Below are 23,395 nucleotides of genomic sequence, written 5' to 3' on the forward strand. Positions count from 1 at the left end.
CGTTCTCCTGACCGGTGGCCGGGATGGTTGCCTCAGGCAATAGGCTTGGGGCGGGCATTCCCGCCTCCCGCCGCCGACGCCGGGGCTCCGGGGGGAGCGCCTAGCCCACCAGGGACCACCCGAGAGGACCCCCGATGACCGTCCCCGCCCTGACCGCCGAGACGCGTTGGCGCTGCACCCTGTGCGGAAACCTCACCCGCTTCGACGTGACCCGCACCGCGCGGGTCACCGAGTTCCTGCACTTCGACCTGGCCGGCGAGTCCAAGGTCGAGGAGACCGAGGTGCTGAGCGAGACGATCGAGTCGGTGCGCTGCCGCTGGTGCAACGCCGTGGACCAGGTCGAGCTGGTGGCCCGTCCCGGTGCCGAGGGCGCGGAGGCCCCCGCCGAGCAGGGTTGACGCCCGACGGCGCGGGGGGCGGGTGCGCGGCGCGCCCGCCCCCCGCGCTGGGACAATACAGACAGGACGCGCGGAGCGTGACGACAGGGCGGCGGCCGCGGGCCGTGACCCCGTAGGACCAGGATCGGAGCCGAGGACGTGGTGGACGCAGCGAGGGAGCCCGCCGAAGCGCAGGGGCTTCAGCCCGCTGCGCACGCGCAGGCGCCGGCCGCCGACGCGGCCCCGTCCGAGCCCGCGGCCGTCGGCGGGGCGACGGGCTCCGACGGGCCGGTGGGCTCCGGCGAGTCGGCGGCGGAGCGTGGTGCCGAGAAGCTCGACCGGCCGCTGCCCGAGGGCGTGCGCCGGCGCGTGGTCGGCCTGGCCTCGGACGCGCTCGGCGGGCTGCCGCCCGGCGAGCTGCCGCAGAGCCTGCGCCAGTACGCCAAGTTCACCCCGGCCCGGCGGGCCAAGTACGCGGCCACGGCGCTGGCCGCGGCACTGGAGTCGGAGCCGGCGTTCCGGGTGCGGATAGCGGAGCGGCTGCGGCTGGGCCAGCCGGACCTGGTGAAGGCGTTGGAGTCGGGCAGCGTCCCGGGCGCCGCCGATCCGATGGACGTCGCGGCCGCCGCCTACCTGGTGCGGTCGGCCGGCTGGAGCCGGTTGGTGGCCGAGGCCGGGGAGGAGGCCGAGCGGGCCGGCGCCGAGGGCGCGGCCGCCGAGGCCGCCCGGCTGGTGGAGAAGTTGCAGGCCGAGCTGGCCGAGCTGCGGTCCGCCGCGCGGGCGGACCTGGAGCGGCAGCGGGCGGAGTCCGAGGACGTCCGCCGGGAGGCCGAGTCGCTGCGGAAGAAGGTGCGCTCGCTGGAGAGCGACACCCGCCGGGCGCAGGCCGAGACCCGGCGGCTGGCCGGGGAGCTGGAGGCCGCGAGGGCGCAGGCGGCCGTCGAGCGCGGGGCCGCGGAGTCCGAGGCGCGGCGGTTGCGGCACCGGGTCGGCGAGCTGGAGACGGCGGCCGAGCAGGGCCGCCGGTCGGCCCGCGAGGGGCGCAGCGTCGAGGACATGAGGCTGCGGCTGCTGCTGGACACGGTGCTGCAGTCGGCGCAGGGTCTTCAGCGGGAGCTGGCGCTGCCGGTCGCCCAGATCCGGCCGGCGGACCTGGTGGAGGCGGTGGTGCCGGGGGCGGCCTCGCCGCACGACGTGGCCCGGCGCGGTCTGGCCGACGACGATCCGGCGCTGCTGGACCAGTTGCTGGCGATCCCGCAGGTGCACCTGGTGGTGGACGGCTACAACGTGACCAAGACGGGCTATCCGACGCTGCCGCTGGAGCAGCAGCGGATCCGGCTGCTGGGCGGGCTGGCGATGCTGGCCCAGCGCACGCAGGCGGAGGTCACCTGTGTGTTCGACGGGCAGGACCTGGACGTTCCGGTGATCATGGCGCCACCGCGCGGGGTGCGGGTACGGTTCAGCCGGACCGGCGAGACCGCGGACGAGCTGATCCGTCGTCTGGTGCGGGCCGAACCGCAGGGTCGTCCGGTGGTGGTGGTGTCCACCGACCGGGAGGTCGCGGAGGGCGTGCGGAAGGCGGGCGCGCGCCCCGTGGCCTCGGTTCTGCTGTTGAACCGGCTGGCGCGGCCCTGACGGCCGCCACGGCGGGATGACGCCTGGTCAGCGCCCGGTTTGCGGTGGTGTGCACATCCCGTGAAGTCCGTGGGGGCAGTGGAGTTCACGCCTTCGGGGGAGTGGCAAAACGCGTGGATCTTCCCTAGGGTGTGGCGTCAAACCTATTTTCCGGATTCTCACCTGATCGGGTGAGGCCGATGGAAGAAGGAGCAATTCCCTTGGCCTCCCATCGCCGTCCCAAGCAGCCGAGCCGCGCCCGGGTCTCCGTGCTCACCGCTGCCGCGGCGACCGCGGTCGCCCTCTCCGCGCAGGTCGCCGCGCACGCCGCGCCCCAGCCGAACAAGGCCGACGTCAAGGCGCAGATCGACCAGCTCCAGCAGGAGCAGGAGCAGGCGGCGGAGAAGTACAACGGCGCCAAGGAGCGGGCCGACCAGCTCCGCAAGCAGTCCGACCAGTTGCAGGACCAGGTGGCCCGCAGCCAGGACGAGATGACCCAGCTCCAGACCGGTCTGGCCGGGGTGGCGGGCGAGCAGTACCGCACCGGCGGCATCGACCCGTCCGTCCAGCTGATGCTCTCCTCCGACCCGTCCGGCTACCTGGAGAAGGCCTCCAGCGTCCAGCAGGCCAGCACCAGCGAGTCCGAGGCGCTCAAGGGCCTGCTGGACCAGCAGCGCCGGCTGGACCAGGAGAAGTCCGAGGCCGCCGCCGTCCTGGCCTCGCTCGACTCCACCACCAAGGACCTGAACCAGGCCAAGACGGACGTCAACCAGAAGCTCAAGGCCGCGCAGGACCTGCTGAACTCGCTCAGCGCCTCCGACCGCGCCGCGCTGCGCGCCCAGCAGCAGCAGGACGACCGCGCCTCGCGCGGCAGCGAGCGCACGGACCTCGGCAGCCTCCCGCAGGCCGGCGGCTACGCGGGCGTGGCCGTCGCCAAGGCGATGAGCAAGCAGGGTTCGCCGTACGTGTGGGGCGCCACCGGCTCGACCACCTTCGACTGCTCGGGCCTGATGGTCTGGGCGTACGGCCAGGCCGGCGTCTCGCTGCCGCGCACCTCGCAGGAGCAGGGCAACGTCGGCACCGCCGTCACGCTGGACCAGGCCCAGCCGGGCGACCTGGTCATCTACGGCTCCGACCGGCACCACGTCGGGATGTACATCGGCAACGGCATGGTGGTGCACGCGCCGCACACCGGCGACGTGGTGAAGGTGATGAAGGCGGACGCGATGAAGATCAACACGATCCGCCGGGTCTGACGGTCCGACACGCCCGAAGGGCCCCGCCGGGCCTGTGATCCGCGCCACCCTCCGACCGGGGGGTGGCGTTCGGTTTTCGCCCGCTCGACGAGCCCCGGTGAAGACTGATCAGCTTTGCGTGCGACGGTGATCACTATGTGTCATATTCACAAAAGAACTTTGGTCTTCTTCCGTCTTTTTTCTGACAAGGATTTGAACGGATCACGGTTCAGTTACTAGGGTCATGCACCGAACCACCGCACTGTCGATCGCCCAGCCAGGGTGGCGGCGGTGGTTTCCGTCGAGTTCGTGACGCAGCGGGGCTGGCCGAGTGCCTGCCCGACGGGGAGCCCAGCAATCGGGGGCGCTGTCGAACGGAGCCGGGGAACCACGTTCCTCCGGGGTGAATCGGCGCCAGGTCGGCCGGTGGAACGGCCGTGAGGCGTCGTAGGGCATGCTTCCGGCCCGAACCCGTCAGCTCACCCGGTAGGCGGTCGCAGGAAGAAGGAGTCCGCCTTCGTGGCGTCCCATCGTCGTCCCAAGCCCGCGAGTCGCACCCGGGTCTCGATCATGACCGGTTTCGCCGCCGCAGCCGTCGCGCTGTCCGCGCAGTCCGGCGCCCACGCCGACCCGCAGCCGACCAAGGACCAGGTCAAGGAGCAGGTCGACCAGCTCAACGAGCAGGCCGAGGTCGCGACCGAGAAGCTCAACGCCGCCCAGGAGAAGCAGCAGCAGCTGCAGAAGCAGGTCACCGACCTGCAGGACCAGGTGGCGCGGCAGCAGGGACAGGTGACCGACCTGCAGGGCGGCCTGGCCGAGATCGCTGGCGAGCAGTACCGCAACGGCGGCATATCCCAGACCGTCCAGCTGATGTTCTCCGCCAGCCCGGACACCTTCCTGAGCCAGGCCGACACGCTGAACCAGGCCGGTGGCACCCAGAAGGGCCAGCTCAAGCAGCTCCAGGACGAGCAGCGCAAGCTCGACCAGGTGCGCAACGAGGCCCAGGGCAAGCTCTCCGAGATGGAGACCACCACCCAGCAGCTGAAGAGCGCCAAGGACGAGGTCCAGGGCAAGCTCAAGGCCGCGCAGGACCTCTTCAACACCCTGTCCGAGCAGGAGCGCCAGGCGATTCGCGCGGCCGAGGAGAAGGCCGCCGCCGAGGCCAAGACGAAGGCCGACGCCGCCGCGAAGGCCGCCCAGCAGCAGGCGGCGGCCCAGCAGGCCGCCGACCGCTCCTCCCGCGACAGCAGCCGCACCGACCTGAGCGCGTCGCAGGCCCCCGCCGCGCCGGTCACCAAGCCGAGCGCCGGCAGCTCGCGCGGCGCCGCGGCGCTGTCCATCGCGGCCTCCAAGATCGGCAGCCCGTACGTCTACGGCGCCTCCGGCCCCGGCTCCTTCGACTGCTCGGGCCTGATGGTCTGGGCGTTCAACCAGGTCGACGTGTCGCTGCCGCGCACCTCGCAGGAGCAGGCCCACGCCGGTACCCGGATCGGCTCCGACCTCTCCCAGGCGCAGCCCGGCGACCTGCTGATCTTCTACGGGGACGCCCACCACGTCGGCATCTACGCGGGCAACGGCCAGGTGCTGCACGCGCCCAAGCCGGGCGCGTCGGTCCGCTACGAGGCGGTCAGCAACATGCCGCTGGCCTCCATCGTGCGGGTCTGATCCCCGCTCAGGCCCTCCCAGGCCCGGCCTTCCCTCACGGAAGGCCGGGCCTGCGGCTTTTCCGGCGTCCCGGACGGATGTCCGATTGCGGGCCAAATATTCGGGTTGGTAGGGGTTTGGACTCGGTTGCCCGGACTCGCTAACGTCTGCCACCGGACTCCGCTTCCAGGGCCGCCCGCGTTGGTGCGGCGGCGGGGCCCCGCCGCCGGATTGGAGCCGCTGCCGCCATGCCCGTGCACCGCCGTTCCCAACTGTTCGCCCGTGCGCTGGTGCTGACCGCGGCCGCCACCACCGCCCTGGGCGTGACGACGGGCGGCAGCGCCCAGGCCGCCCCCGGCCCGCCGGACACGCCCGCCCGCAAGGACGTCAAGGCGCAGGTGGAGCAGCTCTACGGCGAGGCCGAGCAGGCGTCCGAGAAGTACAACGCCGCCCAGGAGGCGCAGCAGCGGCTCCAGGGCGAGACGACCATCCTCCAGGGCGACATCGCCGTCGCCCAGGACCAGCTCAACCAGCTGCGCGGCGACCTCGCCACCGTGGCCGGCGCCGAGTACCGCGGCGGCGGCATGGCCCAGACCGTCCAGTTGATGCTCTCCACCGACCCGGAGGGCTACCTGTCCCGGGCCCGCACCCTCGACCAGGCCGCCGAGCGGCAGCAGGAGACCCTGCACGAACTGGCCGCCCGCCAGCGCCGGCTCGACCAGCGCCGCACCGAGACCTCCGGCAAGCTCGCCGAACTCGATCAGGCCCGCAGCTCGCTCGCCGACAGCAAGCAGCAGATCCAGCAGCGGCTCGCCAAGGCCCAGCGGCTGCTCAACGGCCTGGGCGTCGCCGAGCGGGCCCGGCTGGCCGCCCAGGACGCCCGGGAGGCCGAGCAGCGCGCCACCCGCGGCACCGACCGGCTGGACCTCGGCACGGCCCCGCCCGCCTCCGAGCGCGGGGCGGCCGCGCTGGCCGCCGCGGTGCGGATGATCGGCTCGCCCTACGTCTACGGATCCACCGGGCCCCGCGCCTTCGACTGCTCCGGTCTGATGTACTACAGCTGGCGGCAGGCCGGAGTGACCCTGCCGCGCACCTCGCAGGCCCAGGCGTACGCCGGGCAGCGGGTCAGCCTCTCCGAAGCGCGGCCGGGAGACCTGGTGATCTTCTACCGGGACATGCACCACGTCGGCATGTACGCCGGCGGCGGGGTGATCGTGCACGCCCCCTACCCGGGCGCCAGGGTCCGCTACGAGAGCGTCAACGCGATGCCGGTCGTGGGGGTGGTCCGGCTCTGAGCCCGACCCCGTCCGACCCCGACGGCCACCGCCCGATACACGTGGCCCGCCGCGTGCTGTCCCGGCGCGGTGCGCTGCTGCTCGCGGTCGGCGGGCTGGCCCAGCTGTCGCTGCCGCCGGCCGCCCCGGCGGCCCCCTCGGCGGCGGCCGGGCGGGCGGCGGACCGGCGGGCCGAGGTGGCCGCGCTGCTGGACGCGCGGGCCCGGGCTCTGCCGTCCTGGTCCGGACCGGCGGCGATCGAGGCCGGCTACCGCAACCTGGTGCTCGGCGCGGACGCCGGGCCGGAGCGGCTCACCGCCGCCGCCGACCTGGCGGTCCGGATCACGGGGTACGACGACTACCCCGTGGTGTACCCGCGCCGGATCGACCTGGTCCGGGCCGGCGGCGGCTGGCGGGTCGACCGGGAGGAGAGCACGAGCGGGCCCCCGGCGCTCTGGGACCTCGGCTCCGCCCGGTCCGCGGCGGGCGCGCACTGCCTGGTGCTCGGCCTGGCCGACGGGCCCGACCCGGCCGGCCTGGTCGCGGTGGCCGACCGGGCCGTGCCGGCCGTGAGCGAGGTCTGGGGTACCGGCTGGGCCGGCCGACTGCTGCTCGAAGTGCCCGCCACCGAAGGGCAGTTCGCCCGGCTGCTGGAAGTCGACCCGGCGGGCTGGACGGGCATGGCGGCGGTCACCGTGGCCGCCTCCGGCGCGCCCTGGCACACCCCCGCGGACCGGGTGCTGGTCAACCCCGAGGCGTACGGGCGGCTCAGCGACTTCGGCCGGCAGGTGGTCGTCACCCACGAGGCCACCCACGTCGCGACCAGGGCCGACACCCGGGCCTGGACGCCGCTCTGGCTCTCCGAGGGCGTCGCCGACTGGACCGCCTACCGGGGCTCCGGCCGGCGCCCGCAGCAGATCGCCCCCGAGCTGGCCCGGGACGTCGCCGCCGGTCGGCTGCCGGCCGCGCTGCCCGCCGACCGGGACTTCACCGCGGGCGCCGACGGCATCGCCCAGGCCTACGAGCAGGCCTGGCTCGCCTGCGAGCTGATCGCCCGGCGCTACGGGCCCGAGCGGCTCGTGGCGCTCTACCGGGCGGTCGGCGCGGCCGACGGGCAGGGGGAGGACCGGGACCGCCGGCTGGACCGGCTGCTCCGGGCCGGACCGGGCGTCGGCCTGGCCGAGTTCACCCGGCTCTGGCTGGACGAGGTGGCCGCGCTGCGGAGTTAGGGCCTGTCCGGCGGAATGCCTGGCGGCACCTCCCGGCCGAAGGCTGGGGGAGCCGCGCGCTGATCCGCCGCGAATGATGAAACACGCCCTAGCGCCGCTGCTTGGCCGGGGTGCCGGGCCGGTCGATGCCGTCCAGCAGGTCCTGCTCGTAGGCGATGCCGGGGCGCACCGGGTAGGCGCCAGCGGGCACCGGCTCGGGCTTGGCCAGCACCACCGTCGCCGGGAGCTGCGCCGGGCCGCGGGTGGCGCGCCAGAGCCGGATGCAGGAGAGCACGGTGGCGGCCAGCAGCAGCAGGTTGCGCAGGCTGAGCACGGTGACGCCCCAGGGCTCGCTGGCGAGGATCCGGTTGAACATCAGCGGGAACTCGGCCAGCGTCAGCGGGCAGGCGAGCAGGATCAGCAGGGCCACCGGCCGCTGGCTGCTGCCGCGTACGGTCAGACAGACCGCGGCGGCGCCGATCAGCCAGACCAGGTACTGCGGGCTGATCACCCGGCTGGTGACGGTGAAGATGAGCAGCGCGCTCAGCGCCGCGTCGTACATGGTGGCCGCGTTGCGGCGCTTGGCGGTGAAGCGCCAGAGCAGCAGCCAGGCGAAGCCCAGCACGGTGCCGGCCACCATCACCTTGCCGATCACGTCGACCCACGGCCCGAGCATCTCCGGGGAGCCGTAGTTCATGGTGACCTTGCCGTCCCAGGCGCCCGCGAGCCGGGCGAAGTGCAGCGGCAGCGCGCCGAGCGACTCCACCTCGATGCCGCGCTCCTTCTGGAAGGCGAGGAAGTCGAAGGCGCCGTTCATCCCGGCCGCGAGCAGGAAGCCCACCGAGACGGCGGTGGCCGCGGCCAGCGTCCAGGCACGGCGGGTGCGCCGGCCGGAGGGGGTGCCGATCAGGGCGAGCAGCGGCCAGATCTTGATGATCCCGCCCAGGCCCAGCAGCATCCCGCCGATCGCCGGGCGGCGGATCAGCGCCAGCAGGCCGGCCAGGGCGATCGCGGTGACGATGATGTCCAGCCGGTTGTAGACCATCGGGCCGAGCAGCGGCACGGCCACCACCCACATCCAGGCGCCGGTCAGCGCCCGGCCCCGGCGCAGCCCGGTGCGGACCAGCAGGGCGGTGGCGGCGACATCGGCGATCCCGCAGATCACCCAGAAGGAGACCAGGTACGACCAGGGCAGCAGGCCCGGCAGCAGGATCACCAGGGCCGCGCCGGGCGGGTACTGCCAGGTCACGTCGTCGAACGGGAAGGTGCCGGTCTGGAGGACGGAGTACCAGGCGTGGTAGATCATCCAGACGTCGGCGGTGATGTCCCCGCCGATCCCCTTGACCACGCCGGTCATCAGCAGCACCAGCGTCGTCCGGGTGGCCAGCCAGGTGCCACCGAGTGCGGCGAGCGCCCCGAACGGGCGGCCGGGGGCACGGGCCGGCTCCTGCCGGGCGGCCGGCGCCGGGCCGGGGCCGACGGCGCCGCTGGGTGTACCGGACTCGGTGGCCGGGGCCAACTCCACTGCGCTCCCTCGTTCGTCTCGGACGTCCCACCGGAGGCACCGCGCGACGGACGCCCGGGCGGTCGGGGGGCGGGCATGGCACGCTGGGCCGGGCCGCCACCGGCCGCCTAGGTTCTAGGACTGACCCGGGGGTGAAACGGTTGCCGTGCGCGCATCCGTTCCCGGCGGGTCATGGTGTTGACCTATCGTACGGATCACCCAGCGGTACACCGAGCACCCCCCGACCGAGCGAGCCGTGGCCTGATGCACAGAACCTTGATCGTCACCAACGACTTCCCGCCCCGCCCCGGCGGCATCCAGGCCTTCGTGCACAACATGGCTGTACGTCAGCCCGCCGGGAGCATCGTGGTGTACGCCTCGACCTGGCGGGACGGCAGTGAGGTGGCCCGCTTCGACGCCGAGCAGCCGTTCCCGGTGATCCGGGACCGGACGAAGGTGATGGTTCCCACACCGCGGGTCACCCGGCGGGCCGCCGAGATCCTGCGGGCGGAGAAGTGCGACTCGGTCTGGTTCGGGGCGGCCGCCCCGCTCGGGCTGATGGCGCCCGCGCTGCGCCGGGCCGGCGCAGCGCGGCTGCTCGGCATGACCCACGGGCACGAGGCCGCCTGGGCCCAGCTGCCGGCCGCCCGGCAGCTGCTGCGGCGGATCGGCGCGGGCACCGACGTGCTGACGTACCTGGGGGAGTACACCCGTTCCCGGATCGCGGGCGCGGTCGGGCCGCAGGCCGCGGCCCGGATGGTGCAGCTGCCGCCGGGCGTGGACGAGACGACCTTCCACCCGGGCTCGGGGGGCGCCGAGGTGCGTCGCCGGCTCGGGCTGGCGGATCGGCCGGTGGTGGTCTGCGTGTCCCGGCTGGTGCCGCGCAAGGGCCAGGACACGCTGATCGAGGCGATGCCGCAGATCCTCGCCGACGTGCCGGACGCCGTGCTGCTGATCGTCGGCGGCGGCCCGTACCGGGCGGACCTGGAGAAGCTGGCCGACGCCAAGGGCGTCCGGGCCTCGGTGCGCTTCACCGGCTCGGTGCCGTGGGAGGAGCTGCCCGCCCACTACGGGGCCGGGGACGTCTTCGCGATGCCCTGCCGGACCAGGCGCGGGGGGCTGGACGTCGAGGGCCTGGGCATCGTCTACCTGGAGGCCTCGGCGACCGGCCTGCCGGTGGTCGCGGGCGACTCCGGCGGCGCGCCGGACGCGGTGCGGGAGGGCGAGACCGGGTACGTGGTGCCGGGCGGCTCGGCCGCCGCGGCCGCCGAGCGGATCGTCCGGCTGCTGGGTGACGAGGAGCTGCGGCGCCGGATGGGCGAGGCCGGGCGGCGCTGGGTGGAGCGCTCCTGGCGCTGGGACCTGCTGGCCGGGCGGCTGACCTCGCTGCTGGCGGGTTAGGGCCTGCTCGGCGGATCTTGCCCCAGGCACGCGGGCGGGCCCCGCCTCCGCCCTGCGGAGGCGGGGCCCGCACCTGCGGCTACTTCTGGTAGATCGCCTCGATGTCGGCGGCGAAGTCCTTCAGCACGAGGTTGCGCTTGAGCTTGAGGGAGGGCGTCAGGTGGCCGCTCTCCTCGGAGAACTCGGTGTCCAGCAGGCGGAACTTCTTGACCGCCTCGGCGTGCGAGACGGCCGCGTTGCCGTCGTCCACCGCGGCCTGCAGGGCGGCCAGCAGGTCCGGGTCCTGGCTCAGCTCGGCCACCGTGGCGGTGGCGGGCTTGCCGTTGAGCTCCTTCCACTGGGGGAAGAAGTCCGGGTCGACGGTGATCAGGCAGGCCACGAAGGGCTTGCGGTCGCCGACCACCATGACCTCGCCGACCAGCGCGTGCGCCCGGATGCGGTCCTCGATCACGGCCGGGGCGACGTTCTTGCCGCCCGCGGTGACGATGATCTCCTTCTTGCGGCCGGTGATGGTCAGGTAGCCCTCGGAGTCCAGCGAGCCGAGGTCGCCGGTGGCGATCCAGCCGTCCTTGAGGGTGTCCGCGGTGGCCTGCGGGTTGTTCCAGTAGCCGGTGAAGACGTGCGGGCCCTTGAAGAAGACCTCGCCGTCCTCGGCGATCCGCACCGAGGCGCCGGGGACCGGCTGGCCGACCGTACCGATCTTCGGCTTGTCCCACGGGTTGAAGGCGGTGGCCGCGCAGGTCTCGGTCAGGCCGTAGCCCTCCAGGACGGTGAAGCCGATGCCCCGGTAGAAGTGGCCCAGCCGCTCGCCGAGCGGGGCGCCGCCGGAGATGGCGTGGGTGGCCCGGCCGCCGAGGGCGGCGCGCAGCTTGCTGTAGACCAGCTTGTCGAAGACCGCGTGCTTGATCCGCAGGCCCAGGCCCGCGCCGCCGGCGTCCAGCGCCCGGCTGTAGGCGATCGCGGTGGCGGCGGCCTTGTCGAAGATCTTGCCCTTGCCGTCGGCCTGGGCCTTGGCGCGGGCGGTGTTGTAGACCTTCTCGAAGACTCTCGGCACGCCCAGGATCAGGCTCGGCCTGAACGCGGCCAGCTCGGCGGTGACGTCCCTGACGTCGGAGACGTGGCCCAGCTTGATCGGCGCCATCGCGGTGGCGATCTCGGCGATCCGGCCGAGCACGTGGGCCAGCGGCAGGAACAGCAGGACGGAGCTGTCGCCGGTGCGGAACAGCGGGGCCAGGCGCTCGACCACGTTGCCGCACTCGGCGAGGAAGTTGGCGTGCGTCAGCTGACAGCCCTTCGGGCGGCCGGTGGTGCCCGAGGTGTAGACGATGGTGGCGATCGAGTCGGCGGTCGCGGTCGAGCGGCGCTCCTGGACCGTCTCGTCCGGGACGTCCTTCCCGGCCTCGGCCAGCGCGGCGATCGCGCCGCCTTCGATCTGCCAGACGTGCTCCAGCCCGGTCAGCCGGCCGCGGACCTCGTCGACCACCTTGACGTGCTGGTCGGTCTCGGTGACGACGGCGACCGCGCCGGAGTCGCCGAGGATCCACTCGACCTGCTCGGCGGAGGAGGTTTCGTACACCGGGACGGTGATGGCGCCGGCCGTCCAGATCGCGAAGTCCAGCAGCGTCCACTCGTACCGGGTACGGGACATGACGCCCACCCGGTCGCCCGGCTCGATGCCCGCGGCGATCAGGCCCTTCGCGGTGGCGTGCACCTCCGCCAGGAACTGGACCGCGGTCAACTCCTGCCAGCGGCCGTCCACCTTCCGGCTGAGCACCGCGACATCCGGGTGCTCCGCTGCGTTCCGGTGCACAGGGTCGGAGAGATTACCGCCGCTCGGTACCTGATAGAGGGCCGGAAGGCTGAAGTCGAGCAAGACTGCTCCTCGTTCGCGACGCTGCGGGACGGCAGGACGTTACTGCCCGGTAGGCAGCTTCGACCAGGGGGGTCGGCTCCGGTGTTCGAAGTGTCACACCCGGCCGGGTCCGACCAGGCCGTGACCGGGTCGTTCGAATGGCACCCTACGACAGCCCCGAGGTGACCGGCCGGTAGCATGCCCCGCCGCCCGGTCCCCGGCCCCCGTCGAACCGCGGCCCGCGCGGCCGAGCCGATCGCCGGTCGCGGTAGCCTGCTCCGGGCGGACAAGGCCGAGCACGCTCGACCGGACCGGCAGGCAGAGGGACGACGCGGAGGGCCATTCCATGGCGGAGCACACCAGGTCGAGCATCACCATCGACGCCACCCCGGCCACGGTCATGGCCGTGATCGCCGACTTCGCCGCCTACCCGGCCTGGACCGGAGAGGTCAAGGAGATCGAGGTCCTGGAGGCCTGCGACGACGGCCGCGCCGCCCAGGTCCGCCTGCTGCTCGACGCCGGCGCCATCCGCGACGAGCACGTCCTCGCCTACACCTGGGACGGCGACCGCGAGGTCGGCTGGACCCTCGTGCGCAGCCAGATGCTCCGCTCGCTGGACGGCTCCTACGCCCTCGCCCCGCTCTCCGGCGGCCGCACCGAGGTGACCTACCAGCTCGCCGTGGACGTCAAGATCCCGATGCTCGGCATGATCAAGCGCAAGGCCGAGAAGGTCATCATCGACCGCGCCCTGGCCGGTCTGAAGAAGCGCGTCGAGGACGCCGACGGCAAGAAGCCCGTCCAGGGCTGACACGGCGGAACGGGGGGCCGGACGGCATGACGGCGACACGCACCATCCTGGTCAGCGGCGACGCGGGCGCGCCCACGGTGGCCGCCGCCACCGCCCTGCACGCCGCCCGGCGCGGCCACCGCACCTGGCTGCTGGCCGCGGACGACCCGCACCGCGCCCTGGACGGCGTCCTCGGCACCCGCCTGGAGCCCGAACCGGCCCGCTACGCACCCGGCCTGACCGTCTCCCGGATCGACGAGCAGGCCGCCTTCCGGTACGCCGCCGGCGAACTCACCGGCCGGCTCAAGCCCGCCCTCGACCTGCTCGGCGCCGAGCAGCTCGACCCCGAGGAGCTCACCGCCCTCCCCGGCATCGCCCGGATCGCCCTGCTGCGCGCCCTGCCCGCCGCCGACCAGGACGTCCTGGTCGTGCTCGCCCCGCCGCCCGCCGAGCTGATCGCCACCCTCGCCCTGCCCGAGCAGCTGGAGCGCTACCTGGACCGGCTCGTCCCCGAGCAGCGGCAGGCCGCCCGGGCGCTGCGCCCGCTGCTGGCCGGCCTGGCCGGCGTGCCGATGCCCGCCGAGTGGCTGTACGAGGGGCGGACCAAGGCCGCCGCGGTGCTCGCCGAGTCCCGCGCCGCGCTCGCCGCGCCCGGCACCAGCGTGCGCCTGGTCGTCCCCGCCGACGGCCACCCGTACCAGGAGTTGAGCCGGATCCGGGCCGGGCTGGCCCTGCACGGCCACCGGCCGGACGCCGTCGTGGTGCACGGCGTGCTGCCCGAGGGCGCGGTCGACTCGCCGGACCCGTGGCTGGCCGCGCTGGCCCGCCGCCGCCGGGAGGAACTGGCCGAGCTCGCCGCCGAGACCGACGCCCCGGTGCTGGCCACCGGACTGGCCGAGGCCACCCTGGAGGCCGTCGCCGACCGTCTGTACGGGGACGGGCCCGGCCCGGAGCGGCTGGCCCCCGAGCCCTGGCCGGTCGAGGACCGCCTCGCCGAGGAGGGCCTGCTGGTCTGGCACGTCGCCCTGCCCGGCGCCGACCGGGCCGAGCTGGACCTCGTCCGGCGCGGCGACGAACTGGTGGTCGGCCTCGGCGCCCACCGCCGGGTGCTCACCCTGCCGTCCGCGCTGCGCCGCTGCACGGTGGCCGGCGCGGGCCTGCACGACGGGGCGCTCTCGGTGCGGTTCGCGCCCGACCCGGCGCTCTGGCCCCGGGGCTGAAGCCTTTCCGGGGCCTTACGGGCCCTTGCGGGCCGTCCGGTAGCGTCGGGCCCGAGGGCCGCGGGGTGCGGCCACGGCTGAGGAGGCGCCCGCGATGACCAGCACCGACGACCGGACCGAGCCCACCGCCGAGCCCGGCGGCCCGCAGGCCCACCCGTTCGGGCCGGAGCTGGGCCCGCTGGTGGACGAGGTGCGCAAGCTCGCCTCCGCCGTCGGCCAGAAGGCGCAGGAGGCGAGCGCCGACACCCTGATCACCCTCTCCGGGCTGGCCGACCGGCTGCGCACCCAACAGCCCGAGGTCTACGGCCACCTCGCCGCCGCCGGCTCCGGGCTGGCCGCCGCGGGCACCGAGCTGCTGGCCGCCTACCGGGCCGCGGTGGCCGGCCACGAGCACCGCTGGACGGCCGGCGAGAGCGCCCCCACCGAGCGGATCGACCTCGACACGCCTGACGGGCCCTCCGCCAAGCAGTGAATCCGTAACCTTCGAACCGTGATCGCGTTGCTCTGGTGCGTGACGAAGCGGGAGATTAGATACGACTTCTGAAGCGTCACGGCCCGGTTGGTCCATGATTGTCTTCGGTTAATGTATGCGAGGCTGTGTACGGGGGGCAGGGTTGGGCGGTACCGTTCCGCCCAGCGGGAACGAGTGAATAGCTGAGGGACACATGGCTCTGACCATCGGCGTCGATGTCGGCGGGACCAAGATCGCGGCAGGCGTGGTCGACGAGGCGGGCGCGATCCTGGCCCGGACCAGGGTGCCCACCCCGGCCGACCCCCAGTGGGCGGTCGACGCCATCGCGCAGGCCGTGCGCGAACTCAAGGAGCAGCACCCCGACGTCACCGCCGTCGGCGTCGGCGCCCCCGGCTTCGTGGACAGCAACCGTTCCACGGTGATCTTCGCGCCCAACATCGACTGGGAGAACGAGCCGCTGCGCGGCCGGATCGAGGAGCTCACCGGCCTGGACACCGTCGTCGAGAACGACGCCAACTGCGCCGCCTGGGCCGAGTTCCGCTTCGGCGCCGCCGCAGACCACCAGGACATGGTGCTGATCACCGTCGGCACCGGCATCGGCGGCGGCATCGTCCTCGACGGCCGACTGCACCGCGGCCGGTTCGGCGTGGCCGGCGAGATCGGCCACCTCAACATGGTCCCCGACGGCCTGACCTGCGGCTGCGGCGGCAAGGGCTGCTGGGAGCAGTACGGCTCCGGGCGGGCGCTGCGCCGCTACGGCCGGGAGAAGGCCGCCGCCGACCCGGTGCGCGGCCGGCGGATGCTGGAGCTCAACGACGGCGTCGCCGAGACCATCCGCGGCATCCACATCACCGAGGCCGCCGAGGAGGGCGACCCGCTCGCCCTGGAGTGCTACGCCGAACTGGCCGACTGGCTCGGCCGTGGCATGGCCGACCTCGCCGCGCTCTTCGACCCGGGCGTCTTCGTCCTCGGCGGCGGCGTCTCCGACTCCGGCCGCCTGCTGCTCGACCCGGTCGCCAAGGCCTTCGAGCACTACCTCACCGGCGGCGTCCACCGCCCGCGCGCCGAGGTCGTGCTGGCCTCGATGGGCTCCGCCGCCGGCATCGTCGGCGCCGCCGACCTGGCCCGCACCACCTGACCCCTCGGGTCAGCCCCCCCAAGCCCGCCGGCGGCGGCGCGACCGGACCCCGACCAACCCCGGACGCGCCGCCGCCGACGCACGTCCCGGCCCTGCCGTACGGTCGTCCCACGTACCACGCACGACGTACGGGGAGGACCAGGACCATGACCACGGCACCCGCCGAACCGCCGCCGCCCGGCCCGCGCCGGCTGCGCCTGCTCAGCTACAACATCCGCTCGCTGCGGGACGACCGGCGGGCGCTGGCCCGGGTGATCCGGGCCTGCGCGCCCGACCTGGTCTGCATCCAGGAGTCACCGCGCTACTGGCGGCCCGAGGGCCAGGCCGCCCGGCTCGCCCGGAGCACCGGGACGGTCGTCCTGGCCGGCGGCGGCCGGACCGCCGCCGGGCCGCTGCTGCTCGGCCGGCCCGGCGCGGCGCAACTGCTGGGCGTGCACGACCGGCTGCTGCCCAAGACCCGGGGCCTGCACGCCCGCGGCTTCGCCACCGCGCTGCTGCGACTGCCCGGCGCGGCGCCGTTCACCCTCACCAGCTGCCACCTCAGCCTGGACGCCGACGAGCGGTACGGCCAGTTCGAGCTGCTGCTCGACCAGCTCGGGATCGCCGAACACGGCATCGTGGCAGGGGACTTCAACGAGCACCCGGACGGCAGGGGCTGGCAGTCGCTGGCCGCGCGGTTGCAGGACGGGTACCCGACCGCGCCCTGGGGCGGCGAGTTCACGTCCGTCCCGGAGCGCCCCTACCAGCGGATCGACGCGGTGTTCGCCACGCCCGGGATCACCGTCCTCGGCTGCGGCGTGCCGCACGGGCTGCCCGGCGTCACCGAGGCCGACCTGCGGGCCGCGACCGACCACCTGCCGGTGCTCGCGGTGCTGGAGCTGCCGCAGGCTCAGGACACGCCCTAGGGCTTGTCGGACACGCCCTAGACCACGGCGCCGTTGTCCGGGTCCTCGGGCTCGTCCTCGTCGCGGTCCTTCATCCGGGTGACCAGGGTGACGAAGCCGCCGAGGAAGGCGGTGATCCCGACCCAGGCCGGCCAGCCGGCGATCTCCCGCCACACCACCGCGTCGAACAGCAGCAGGGCGGGGCCGCCGAGCACCGCGAGCCAGGCGAACTTCGCGGTGACGTCGGGGGTCGGCAGCGGCGGGGGCTCCGGCGGGACGTAGTGGCCCTCGTCGGTCTCCTCGGCCAGCTCGAAGTCGCGCGGGCCCGAGCTCGCCGCCGGCAGCACCGGCCGGCCGGAGCGGGGGCGGGGCTGCGGGGTGAGGTCGGTGAGGTCGTCCGGGTCGGTCCGGGGGCCGGGGCCGTCCTTGAAGCCGCCCTTCAGCTCGCTCTGGGCCCGGAGGTTCTCGACCTCCGGCCAGTTGGGGTTGGTGAGGTCCACGGGATCGTCGAACTGGGCGACCAGGGCGGCGAAGATCTCGTCCTGCTCGGCCTGGCTGCGCTCGGGGGCGCGCCGGGTGCGGGGCTCCGCGGGTGCGGGTGCGGGTGCGGGTGCGGTGGCGTCCGGCTCGGCCGGGCGCCGGTCGGCGGCCGGCGGTTCGGCGGCCGGGGCGGTGGCGCCGTCCGCCCCCGTACGGTCCGCCGGCGCGCCGCTCTGCGCGGTGCCGTCCTTCGCCGTGCCGTCCTTCGTCGCGCCGTCCTCGCGGGGTGCCTCGTCCCCGCCGCCCGCCGTGCTGCTCTCGTGCACTTCCGGCCCTTCAGCCATGGTGATCGTCGGATTCGACCCCGGTGACGCCCACCGCGTGCGCGGGGGCCAGCCGTCGGATGAAGTCCTGGCTGGCCGCGAATATTTCCGCCGCGTCGTGGTCCAGCGTCGCGACGTGGAAGCTGCGCTGGCACAGCCGCTCCGTCACGTCGGTCGAGGATATCCGGGCCAGCACCAGTTCCGAGTTGGCCGGCGAGACGACGTGGTCCTGCGGACTGCGGAAGAGCAGCACCGGCTGGGTCACCTGCGGCAGCCGCCGCTGGACGTCCCGCCACAGCCGGCTCAGCGACCAGGCGGCGTGCAACGGCGTCCGGTCGTAGCCCAGCTCGACCACGCCGGGCTTGGCGATGTCGTCGGCGATCCCGGGCACGCTCGGGACGAGGTGCCGCAGCACCGGCAGCAGCACACTCGCGGGGTTGTCCGAGCGCACCGACGGGTTGACCAGCACCAGCCCGGACACCGCCGGACCGTGCAGCGCGGCCAGCCGCAGCGCCAGCGTGCCGCCCATCGACAGCGCGCAGACGAAGACCTGCTCGCACTCGGCGGAGAGCGTCAGCAGTTCGTGCTCGACCTCGGCGTACCAGTCCTCCCAGCGGGTGACCTGCATGTCCTGCCACCGGGTGCCGTGCCCGGGCAGCAGCGGCAGCGACACGCTGAACCCGGCCGCCGCCAGTTCCTCCGCCCAGGGCCGCAGCGACTGCGGCGACCCGGTGAAGCCGTGGCACAGCAGCACCCCCACCGGTCCGCCGCGGTGGCGGTACGGTTCGGCACCGGGCAGCAACGGCATGGCGGACTCCTTCGCGGGCGGGTGGCGCTGGGGGAGGGACGCTGGAGGGGAGGCTGCGGGAATCCGCATCGTCCCACGGTCCCGCCCGGGACGTACACCCCTCACGGCGGGCCCCGCGCGAGTGCCTGCGGCAGTCCGGCGGCGCCCCGCCGGGGCGGGGCGGGGCGCGGGTGGCGCCCACGGGGCATTAGGATCGACCGGTCCGCATAACAGGAGGCCCGGGTTGTTCTACCGACTGATGAAGATGATCGTCGCGCCACTGCTTCGGATCTTCTTCCGGCCGTGGATCGAGGGTGAGGAGAACATCCCCACCGAGGGCGCGGCCATCATCGCGAGCAACCACCTGTCCTTCTCGGACTCCTTCTTCTTCCCCGCGCTGATCAAGCGCCGGGTGACCTTCATCGCGAAGGCCGAGTACTTCAACACCCCGGGCATCAAGGGCCGGCTGACCGCCGCGTTCTTCAAGGGCGTCGGCCAGCTGCCGGTGGACCGTTCGGGCGTGCGCGGCGCGGGCGAGGCCGCGATCCGCAGTGCCATCGCGGTGCTGGACGGCGGCGAGCTGTTCGGCGTCTACCCCGAGGGCACCCGCTCGCCCGACGGCAAGCTGTACCGCGGCAAGGTCGGCGGCCTGGCCCGCGTCGCGCTGGCCACCGGCGCGCCGGTCATCCCGGTCGCCATGATCGACACCGAGAAGGTCCAGCCGCCCGGCCAGGTGATCCCCAACTTCGGCATCCGCCCCGGCATCCGGATCGGCCGCCCGCTGGACTTCTCCCGTTACCACGGCATGGAGAACGACCGCTTCATCCTCCGTTCGGTGACGGACGAGGTGATGTACGAGATCATGCGGCTCTCCGGCCAGGAGTACGTGGACATCTACGCGACCGCCGCCAAGCGGCAGATCGCCGACGACAAGAAGAAGGCCGACGCCGAGCGCAAGGCCGCCGCCAAGGCGGAGAAGGCGGAGGCGGAGGCCGAGAAGGCCGAGCAGTCCGAGCAGTCCGGACAGGAGCAGAAGGAGACCGGGTCGGCCTGACGGCCACGGGCTCGGCCCAGGGGAGGGGCGGAAGGATGACGGACGGCGAGAGAACCGGGGCGGTCGGCGGCGCGGTCGCGGCCGGGGGCATGTCCGTCGAACTGCCGCTGTGGAAGGCCATCTCCTACTTCCGGGTGCTGGCCCTCTGCTACGCCCTGCTGCGGTACCTCAACTCGTACCTGGACTTCCTGCACCCCGTCGCCGGCTGGATCTTCCTCGGCACGCTCACCCTCTGGACGCTCGCCAGCACCCGGGCCTTCGCCGGCCCGCAGCGCTGCACCTGGTCCGTGCTCGGCACCGACCTCACTCTCGCCGTCACCGGCATCGTGATGAGCGGTCTGACCGACGATCCGGTGCGGATCAGCCACGGCGCGCCCACGCTGCCGACCATCTGGGCCGCCGGCACGGTGCTCGGCTTCGCCGGCAAGGGCGGCTGGCGCTGGGCGGCCGCCGCGGGCACGGTGATCGGCGTCGCCAACATCCTCGGCCACGGCGGCCTGACCGGCGACAACGTCCACAACATCATGCTGCTGATGGTGGCCGGCTGCGCCATCGGCTACGTCATCGAACTGGCCCGCGCCAGCGAGGCCACCCTCACCCGGGCGCTCCAGGTCGAGGCGGCCACCCGGGAGCGCGAGCGGCTCTCCCGGGACATCCACGACGGTGTGCTCCAGGTGCTCGCCCTCGTCCAGCGCCACGGCGCCGAACTCGCCGCGCGGCCGACCGAGGGCGCGGCCGGTCCGGCCGGTGGACGCCCGGGCGGCGACGCCGACTTCGCCGAACTCGGCCGACTGGCCGGCGAGCAGGAGCGCGCCCTGCGGGCGCTGATGACCGGCGGCCCGATCCCGGGGCAGCGCCCGCCGGAGCGCGGGGCGGCCGGGGAACCGCAGGACCTCACCGCGCTGCTGCGCCCGTACGCCGACGAGCGGATCACCCTGTCCGCCCCCGGCGGTCCGGTGCTGCTGCCCGCCGGGGCGGCCGGCGAACTGGCCGCGGCGGTCGGCGCCGCCGTCGACAACGTCCGCCGGCACGCCGGGGAGCGGGCCCGGGCCTGGATCCTGGTGGAGGACGAGCCGGGGAGCGTCACGGTCAGCATCCGCGACGACGGCCCCGGCTTCGCCCCCGGCCGCCTCGGCGAGGCGGAGCGGGCCGGGCGGCTGGGTGTCTCCCAGTCCATCCGCGGCCGGCTGCTGGACCTCGGCGGCACGGCCGAGCTGTACTCGGCGCCCGGGGAGGGCGTCGAGGTCGAACTCCGCGTCCCGAGGAAGGGCTCTGATGACCGATCAGCCGACGACTGACCGGCCGGTACGGGTGATGGTCGTGGACGACCACCCGATGTGGCGCGACGCCGTCTCGCGGGACCTCGCCGAGGCCGGGCTGGACGTGGTGGCCACCGCGGGCGACGGCGAGGAGGCCGTCCGCCGGGCCCGCGCCTGCTCGCCGCAGGTCGTCGTGCTGGACCTCAACCTGCCCGGCCTGCCCGGTGCCGAGGTGTGCCGCCAGGTGGTCGCGCAGGACCCGGCGGTGCGGGTCCTGGTGCTCTCGGCCAGCGGCGAGCACCAGGACGTGCTGGAGGCGGTGAAGTCCGGCGCGACCGGGTACCTGGTCAAGTCGGCCGGGCGGGAGGAACTGCTGGACGCGGTGCGGCGCACGGCCGTGGGCGACGCCGTGTTCACCCCGGGCCTGGCCGGCCTGGTGCTGGGCGAGTTCCGCCGACTGGCCGCCGAACCGGCCCCGGCCTCCGCGCCGGCCGTCCCGCAACTGACCGCCCGGGAGACCGAGGTCCTGCGCCTGGTGGCCAAGGGCCTGTCGTACCGGCAGATCGCCGACCGGCTGGTGCTGTCGCACCGGACGGTGCAGAACCACGTGCAGAACACGCTCGGCAAGCTGCAGCTGCACAACCGGGTGGAGCTGGTGCGGTACGCGATCGAGCAGGGGCTGGACGACGGGATCTGACGGTTTCGGCGGGATGTGACGGCCCCGGCGATCCCGCGTGCGGGGGCCGGTCCCGGACCGGCCCCCGTCGGCTCCTCAGCCGTGGACGGCCGTCGCCTCGCGCAGCAGGCCCGCCACGATGTCCACGCCGTCGCGGGTCAGCACCGACTCGGGGTGGAACTGGAGGCCGGCGAAGCCGGGCCCGCGCACGGCGTGGACGTCCCCGGTGACGGCGTCCCGGGCGACCTCGACGCCCTGCGCGGCGAGCCGGGCCGCGTCGGCGTCCGAGCAGCGCGCGGTGAACGTGTTGTAGAAGCCGACCGTGTGCTTGGTGCCGAACAGGTCGACGGTCTCCTGCGCCCCCTGGTACGGGACGGCCTTGCGGCCCAGCGCCAGCCCGAGTTCGGCGCAGAGCAGCTGGTGGCTGAGGCAGACCGCGAGCAGCGGCGCGGTGCGGGCCCCGGAGCGGACCGCGGCCAGGGCCTCCGCGACGACCGGCCGCAGCAGGGCCATCTTGGGGTCGTCGGCGAGCGCCGGGTCACCGGGCCCGGGGCCGAGCACCAGCGGCCCGCGGTGCGCCGCCAGCAGGGCGGGCAGCCCGGGGGCGTCGTGGCGGACGACGCTGACCTGGTGGCCGATGGAGGTGAGCAGGTGGGCGAGCATCGAGGTGAAGGTGTCCTCGCCGTCGACCACCAGGGTCGGCTCGGGCTCGGTGACCCGGGTCGGCGTCTGCATCCGCAGCCAGAACGGGGCGAGGTCGGCGCGCCGGGCGTCCAGGGCGGTCTGGACGCGGTGGTCGTCGGCCAGCCGGGGTCCGGTGGGGCCGGGCAGCCGGGCGGGCGCGGGCCGGGCGCCGATCGCGGTGAGCACCCCGGCGGCCTTGGCGTGGGTCTCGGCGACCTCGGACTCGGGGACGGAGTGGCGGACCAGCGTGGCGCCGACCCGGACGACCAGGCGGCCGGTGGCCGGGTCGATGTCGGCGGTGCGGATGCAGATCGGCGAGTCCAGCAGCTGCCCGCCGCTGGCGGAGCGGCCGATCAGGGCGAGCGCGCCGGAGTAGTAGCCGCGCCCGCCGGGCTCGTACCGCTTGATGACCCGGGTGGCGTTCTGCACCGGGCTGCCGGTGACGGTGGCGGCGAACATCGTCTCGCGGAGCACCTCGCGGACGTCCAGCGAGGTGCGTCCGCGCAGCTCGTACTCGGTGTGGGCGAGGTGGGACATCTCCTTGAGCCGGGGCCCGAGCACCTGGCCGCCGAGGTCGCCGACCGTGCACATCATCTTGAGCTCTTCGTCGACCACCATCGTCAGCTCCTCCAGCTCCTTGGGGTCGTGGAGGAACCGGAGCAGCGAGTCGATGTCCGAGCCGCCGGCCGGATAGCGGTAGGTGCCGGAGATCGGGTTCATCACGACGGTGCCGCCGCTCTGCCGGACGTGCACCTCGGGGGAGGCGCCGACCAGGACGCGTTCTCCGGTGTGCACCAGGAAGGTCCAGTAGGCGCCGCGCTCCTGCTCCAGCAGCCGCCGGAACAGGGTGAGCGCGAGCGCGGACGAGAAGTCCTCCAGGGTGGCGGTGAAGTCGCGCCGGATCACGAAGTTGGCGCCCTCGCCGTTGCCGATCTCGTCCTCGATCACCCGGCGGACGATCGCGGCGTACGCCTCGTCGTCGATGTCGAACGAGCCGCCGGTGAGCGAGACCGGTGACTGCGGCAGGGCGGCGGTGACTTCGGCCAGCGGCAGGGTGTGCTGTTCGGCCACCGCGAGGGCCTGCAACGGGGTCCCGTCGTCGTGCGCCTCGAAGCCGCGCTCGCGGATCTGCCGGTACGGGACGAGCGCGAGCAGGTCGTGCACCGGGCCGTCGACCGGGACGCCGGTGCGGACCGGCAGGTCGGCGAGGTTCCGGTAGCTGTCGACGGTGCCCACCAGCACCTCGACGGTGTCCGGGGCGAGCCGGGGGGTGCGGCGGTGCAGCAGGGCGAACGCGGGCGCGTCGGGAGCGGTGAGGCGGGCGAGCAGGTCGGCGGTGGCGGTCACGGAGCGGCTTCCTTCCGGGAGGCTGGCGAGGTGCGGTGCTGGGATCCGCTCCCGGAGGGCCGTCTGCGCATACGCCGACGGCCGCCCCGAGGGGCGGCCGTCGTGTTCGTCTAGGAACGCGCGATCGGTGGGCCACCCTTGGGGGAGGCCCACCACCAGGAGTGGGTGTGGGGCG

General features: G+C 74.2%; 20 protein-coding genes and 1 riboswitch. Of the genes, 15 read left to right on the forward strand and 5 right to left on the reverse strand.

The genetic code is table 11. The features are described 5' to 3' along the window. The first annotated feature begins 134 nt into the window (after positions 1-134). The 6 genes from ACIPLC_RS08745 to ACIPLC_RS08770 all read left to right on the forward strand — a co-directional run bounded on the left by ACIPLC_RS08745 (position 135) and on the right by ACIPLC_RS08770 (position 7,373). On the forward strand, positions 135-398 hold the full coding sequence (locus ACIPLC_RS08745; protein WP_270147438.1) for a hypothetical protein: 264 nt from the start codon (positions 135-137) through the stop codon (positions 396-398). 270 nt (positions 399-668) lie between these two features. Beyond that, positions 669-2,012: an NYN domain-containing protein gene (locus ACIPLC_RS08750; RefSeq protein WP_400472462.1), complete on the forward strand. Its 1,344-nt coding sequence runs from the start codon at positions 669-671 to the stop codon at positions 2,010-2,012. 200 nt (positions 2,013-2,212) lie between these two features. Then, entirely contained in the window at positions 2,213-3,247 is a 1,035-nt protein-coding gene (locus tag ACIPLC_RS08755; protein WP_400472235.1) for an NlpC/P60 family protein, read from the forward strand. A 334-nt stretch (positions 3,248-3,581) separates the two neighbouring features. Then, positions 3,582-3,735, forward strand: a riboswitch (cyclic di-AMP (ydaO/yuaA leader). A gap of 10 nt (positions 3,736-3,745) precedes the next feature. Further along, positions 3,746-4,891 (forward strand): NlpC/P60 family protein, encoded by a 1,146-nt coding sequence (locus ACIPLC_RS08760; protein ID WP_400472236.1) that lies wholly within the window; start codon positions 3,746-3,748, stop codon positions 4,889-4,891. 227 nt (positions 4,892-5,118) lie between these two features. Beyond that, positions 5,119-6,165, forward strand: coding sequence for an NlpC/P60 family protein (locus tag ACIPLC_RS08765; protein ID WP_400472237.1), 1,047 nt, complete (start codon positions 5,119-5,121; stop codon positions 6,163-6,165). 41 nt (positions 6,166-6,206) lie between these two features. After that, positions 6,207-7,373 (forward strand): hypothetical protein, encoded by a 1,167-nt coding sequence (locus ACIPLC_RS08770; protein WP_400472238.1) that lies wholly within the window; start codon positions 6,207-6,209, stop codon positions 7,371-7,373. Between the two features lie 88 nt (positions 7,374-7,461). Here the strand turns inward: ACIPLC_RS08770 and ACIPLC_RS08775 are convergent, their stop codons facing one another. Continuing rightward, positions 7,462-8,877 (reverse strand): glycosyltransferase 87 family protein, encoded by a 1,416-nt coding sequence (locus ACIPLC_RS08775; RefSeq protein WP_400472239.1) that lies wholly within the window; start codon positions 8,875-8,877, stop codon positions 7,462-7,464. Positions 8,878-9,120: 243 nt separating this feature from the next. On the opposite strand from ACIPLC_RS08775, the gene ACIPLC_RS08780 reads away from it, so the two are divergent. Next, positions 9,121-10,257 (forward strand): glycosyltransferase family 4 protein, encoded by a 1,137-nt coding sequence (locus ACIPLC_RS08780; RefSeq protein WP_400472240.1) that lies wholly within the window; start codon positions 9,121-9,123, stop codon positions 10,255-10,257. Positions 10,258-10,336: 79 nt separating this feature from the next. Here ACIPLC_RS08780 and ACIPLC_RS08785 read toward each other — a convergent pair whose 3' ends face one another. Beyond that, positions 10,337-12,130 (reverse strand): AMP-dependent synthetase/ligase, encoded by a 1,794-nt coding sequence (locus tag ACIPLC_RS08785; protein ID WP_400472241.1) that lies wholly within the window; start codon positions 12,128-12,130, stop codon positions 10,337-10,339. Positions 12,131-12,455: 325 nt separating this feature from the next. Here ACIPLC_RS08785 and ACIPLC_RS08790 point away from each other — a divergent pair, with 325 nt between their 5' ends. The 5 genes from ACIPLC_RS08790 (at position 12,456) to ACIPLC_RS08810 (ending at position 16,631) form a co-directional block, all read left to right on the forward strand. Continuing rightward, positions 12,456-12,917, forward strand: coding sequence for an SRPBCC family protein (locus tag ACIPLC_RS08790; protein WP_400472242.1), 462 nt, complete (start codon positions 12,456-12,458; stop codon positions 12,915-12,917). A gap of 26 nt (positions 12,918-12,943) precedes the next feature. Further along, on the forward strand, positions 12,944-14,116 hold the full coding sequence (locus ACIPLC_RS08795) for an ArsA family ATPase (protein WP_400472243.1): 1,173 nt from the start codon (positions 12,944-12,946) through the stop codon (positions 14,114-14,116). A 94-nt stretch (positions 14,117-14,210) separates the two neighbouring features. Next, a complete protein-coding gene (locus ACIPLC_RS08800) occupies positions 14,211-14,588 on the forward strand; it encodes a DUF5304 family protein (RefSeq protein ID WP_400472244.1) in 378 nt (125 codons plus the stop codon). A 193-nt stretch (positions 14,589-14,781) separates the two neighbouring features. Further along, positions 14,782-15,726, forward strand: coding sequence for an ROK family glucokinase (locus tag ACIPLC_RS08805; RefSeq protein WP_400472245.1), 945 nt, complete (start codon positions 14,782-14,784; stop codon positions 15,724-15,726). A gap of 146 nt (positions 15,727-15,872) precedes the next feature. Then, positions 15,873-16,631 (forward strand): endonuclease/exonuclease/phosphatase family protein, encoded by a 759-nt coding sequence (locus ACIPLC_RS08810; RefSeq protein WP_400472246.1) that lies wholly within the window; start codon positions 15,873-15,875, stop codon positions 16,629-16,631. Between the two features lie 17 nt (positions 16,632-16,648). On the opposite strand, the gene ACIPLC_RS08815 is transcribed toward ACIPLC_RS08810, so the two are convergent. Both ACIPLC_RS08815 and ACIPLC_RS08820 read right to left on the reverse strand, forming a co-directional pair. Next, on the reverse strand, positions 16,649-17,434 hold the full coding sequence (locus ACIPLC_RS08815; protein WP_400472247.1) for a hypothetical protein: 786 nt from the start codon (positions 17,432-17,434) through the stop codon (positions 16,649-16,651). Further along, complete coding sequence (locus ACIPLC_RS08820; RefSeq protein WP_400472248.1) at positions 17,427-18,221, reverse strand: alpha/beta hydrolase; 795 nt, start codon at positions 18,219-18,221, stop codon at positions 17,427-17,429. Before ACIPLC_RS08820 ends, ACIPLC_RS08815 begins: the two co-directional genes overlap by 8 nt. A gap of 238 nt (positions 18,222-18,459) precedes the next feature. Here ACIPLC_RS08820 and ACIPLC_RS08825 point away from each other — a divergent pair, with 238 nt between their 5' ends. From ACIPLC_RS08825 to ACIPLC_RS08835, 3 genes are read left to right on the forward strand one after another with little or no spacing between them, the layout of a single operon-like run. Continuing rightward, a complete protein-coding gene (locus tag ACIPLC_RS08825) occupies positions 18,460-19,254 on the forward strand; it encodes a lysophospholipid acyltransferase family protein (protein ID WP_400472463.1) in 795 nt (264 codons plus the stop codon). Between the two features lie 35 nt (positions 19,255-19,289). Further along, positions 19,290-20,552, forward strand: coding sequence for a MacS family sensor histidine kinase (gene macS / locus ACIPLC_RS08830; RefSeq protein ID WP_400472249.1), 1,263 nt, complete (start codon positions 19,290-19,292; stop codon positions 20,550-20,552). Next, positions 20,530-21,210 (forward strand): response regulator, encoded by a 681-nt coding sequence (locus ACIPLC_RS08835; protein ID WP_400472250.1) that lies wholly within the window; start codon positions 20,530-20,532, stop codon positions 21,208-21,210. Before macS ends, ACIPLC_RS08835 begins: the two co-directional genes overlap by 23 nt. A gap of 75 nt (positions 21,211-21,285) precedes the next feature. Here ACIPLC_RS08835 and ACIPLC_RS08840 read toward each other — a convergent pair whose 3' ends face one another. Further along, positions 21,286-23,220, reverse strand: coding sequence for an anthranilate synthase family protein (locus ACIPLC_RS08840; protein ID WP_400472251.1), 1,935 nt, complete (start codon positions 23,218-23,220; stop codon positions 21,286-21,288). Positions 23,221-23,395 lie beyond the last annotated feature (175 nt).

Source organism: Kitasatospora sp. NPDC086801 (genome assembly GCF_044745805.1).
In the GTDB taxonomy this organism is placed as follows: domain Bacteria; phylum Actinomycetota; class Actinomycetes; order Streptomycetales; family Streptomycetaceae; genus Kitasatospora.

What these genes read in the sequence shown, in the direction of transcription:
- ACIPLC_RS08790 (WP_400472242.1), top strand. Translation starts at nt 12,456, where the DNA reads ATGGCGGAGCACACCAGGTCGAGCATCACCATCGACGCCACCCCGGCC.
- ACIPLC_RS08820 (WP_400472248.1), bottom strand. Translation starts at nt 18,221, where the DNA reads ATGCCGTTGCTGCCCGGTGCCGAACCGTACCGCCACCGCGGCGGACCG.
- ACIPLC_RS08780 (WP_400472240.1), top strand. Translation starts at nt 9,121, where the DNA reads ATGCACAGAACCTTGATCGTCACCAACGACTTCCCGCCCCGCCCCGGC.
- ACIPLC_RS08795 (WP_400472243.1), top strand. Translation starts at nt 12,944, where the DNA reads ATGACGGCGACACGCACCATCCTGGTCAGCGGCGACGCGGGCGCGCCC.
- macS (WP_400472249.1), top strand. Translation starts at nt 19,290, where the DNA reads ATGACGGACGGCGAGAGAACCGGGGCGGTCGGCGGCGCGGTCGCGGCC.
- ACIPLC_RS08800 (WP_400472244.1), top strand. Translation starts at nt 14,211, where the DNA reads ATGACCAGCACCGACGACCGGACCGAGCCCACCGCCGAGCCCGGCGGC.
- ACIPLC_RS08765 (WP_400472237.1), top strand. Translation starts at nt 5,119, where the DNA reads ATGCCCGTGCACCGCCGTTCCCAACTGTTCGCCCGTGCGCTGGTGCTG.
- ACIPLC_RS08825 (WP_400472463.1), top strand. Translation starts at nt 18,460, where the DNA reads ATGAAGATGATCGTCGCGCCACTGCTTCGGATCTTCTTCCGGCCGTGG.
- ACIPLC_RS08745 (WP_270147438.1), top strand. Translation starts at nt 135, where the DNA reads ATGACCGTCCCCGCCCTGACCGCCGAGACGCGTTGGCGCTGCACCCTG.
- ACIPLC_RS08810 (WP_400472246.1), top strand. Translation starts at nt 15,873, where the DNA reads ATGACCACGGCACCCGCCGAACCGCCGCCGCCCGGCCCGCGCCGGCTG.
- ACIPLC_RS08805 (WP_400472245.1), top strand. Translation starts at nt 14,782, where the DNA reads ATGGCTCTGACCATCGGCGTCGATGTCGGCGGGACCAAGATCGCGGCA.
- ACIPLC_RS08815 (WP_400472247.1), bottom strand. Translation starts at nt 17,434, where the DNA reads ATGGCTGAAGGGCCGGAAGTGCACGAGAGCAGCACGGCGGGCGGCGGG.
- ACIPLC_RS08835 (WP_400472250.1), top strand. Translation starts at nt 20,530, where the DNA reads ATGACCGATCAGCCGACGACTGACCGGCCGGTACGGGTGATGGTCGTG.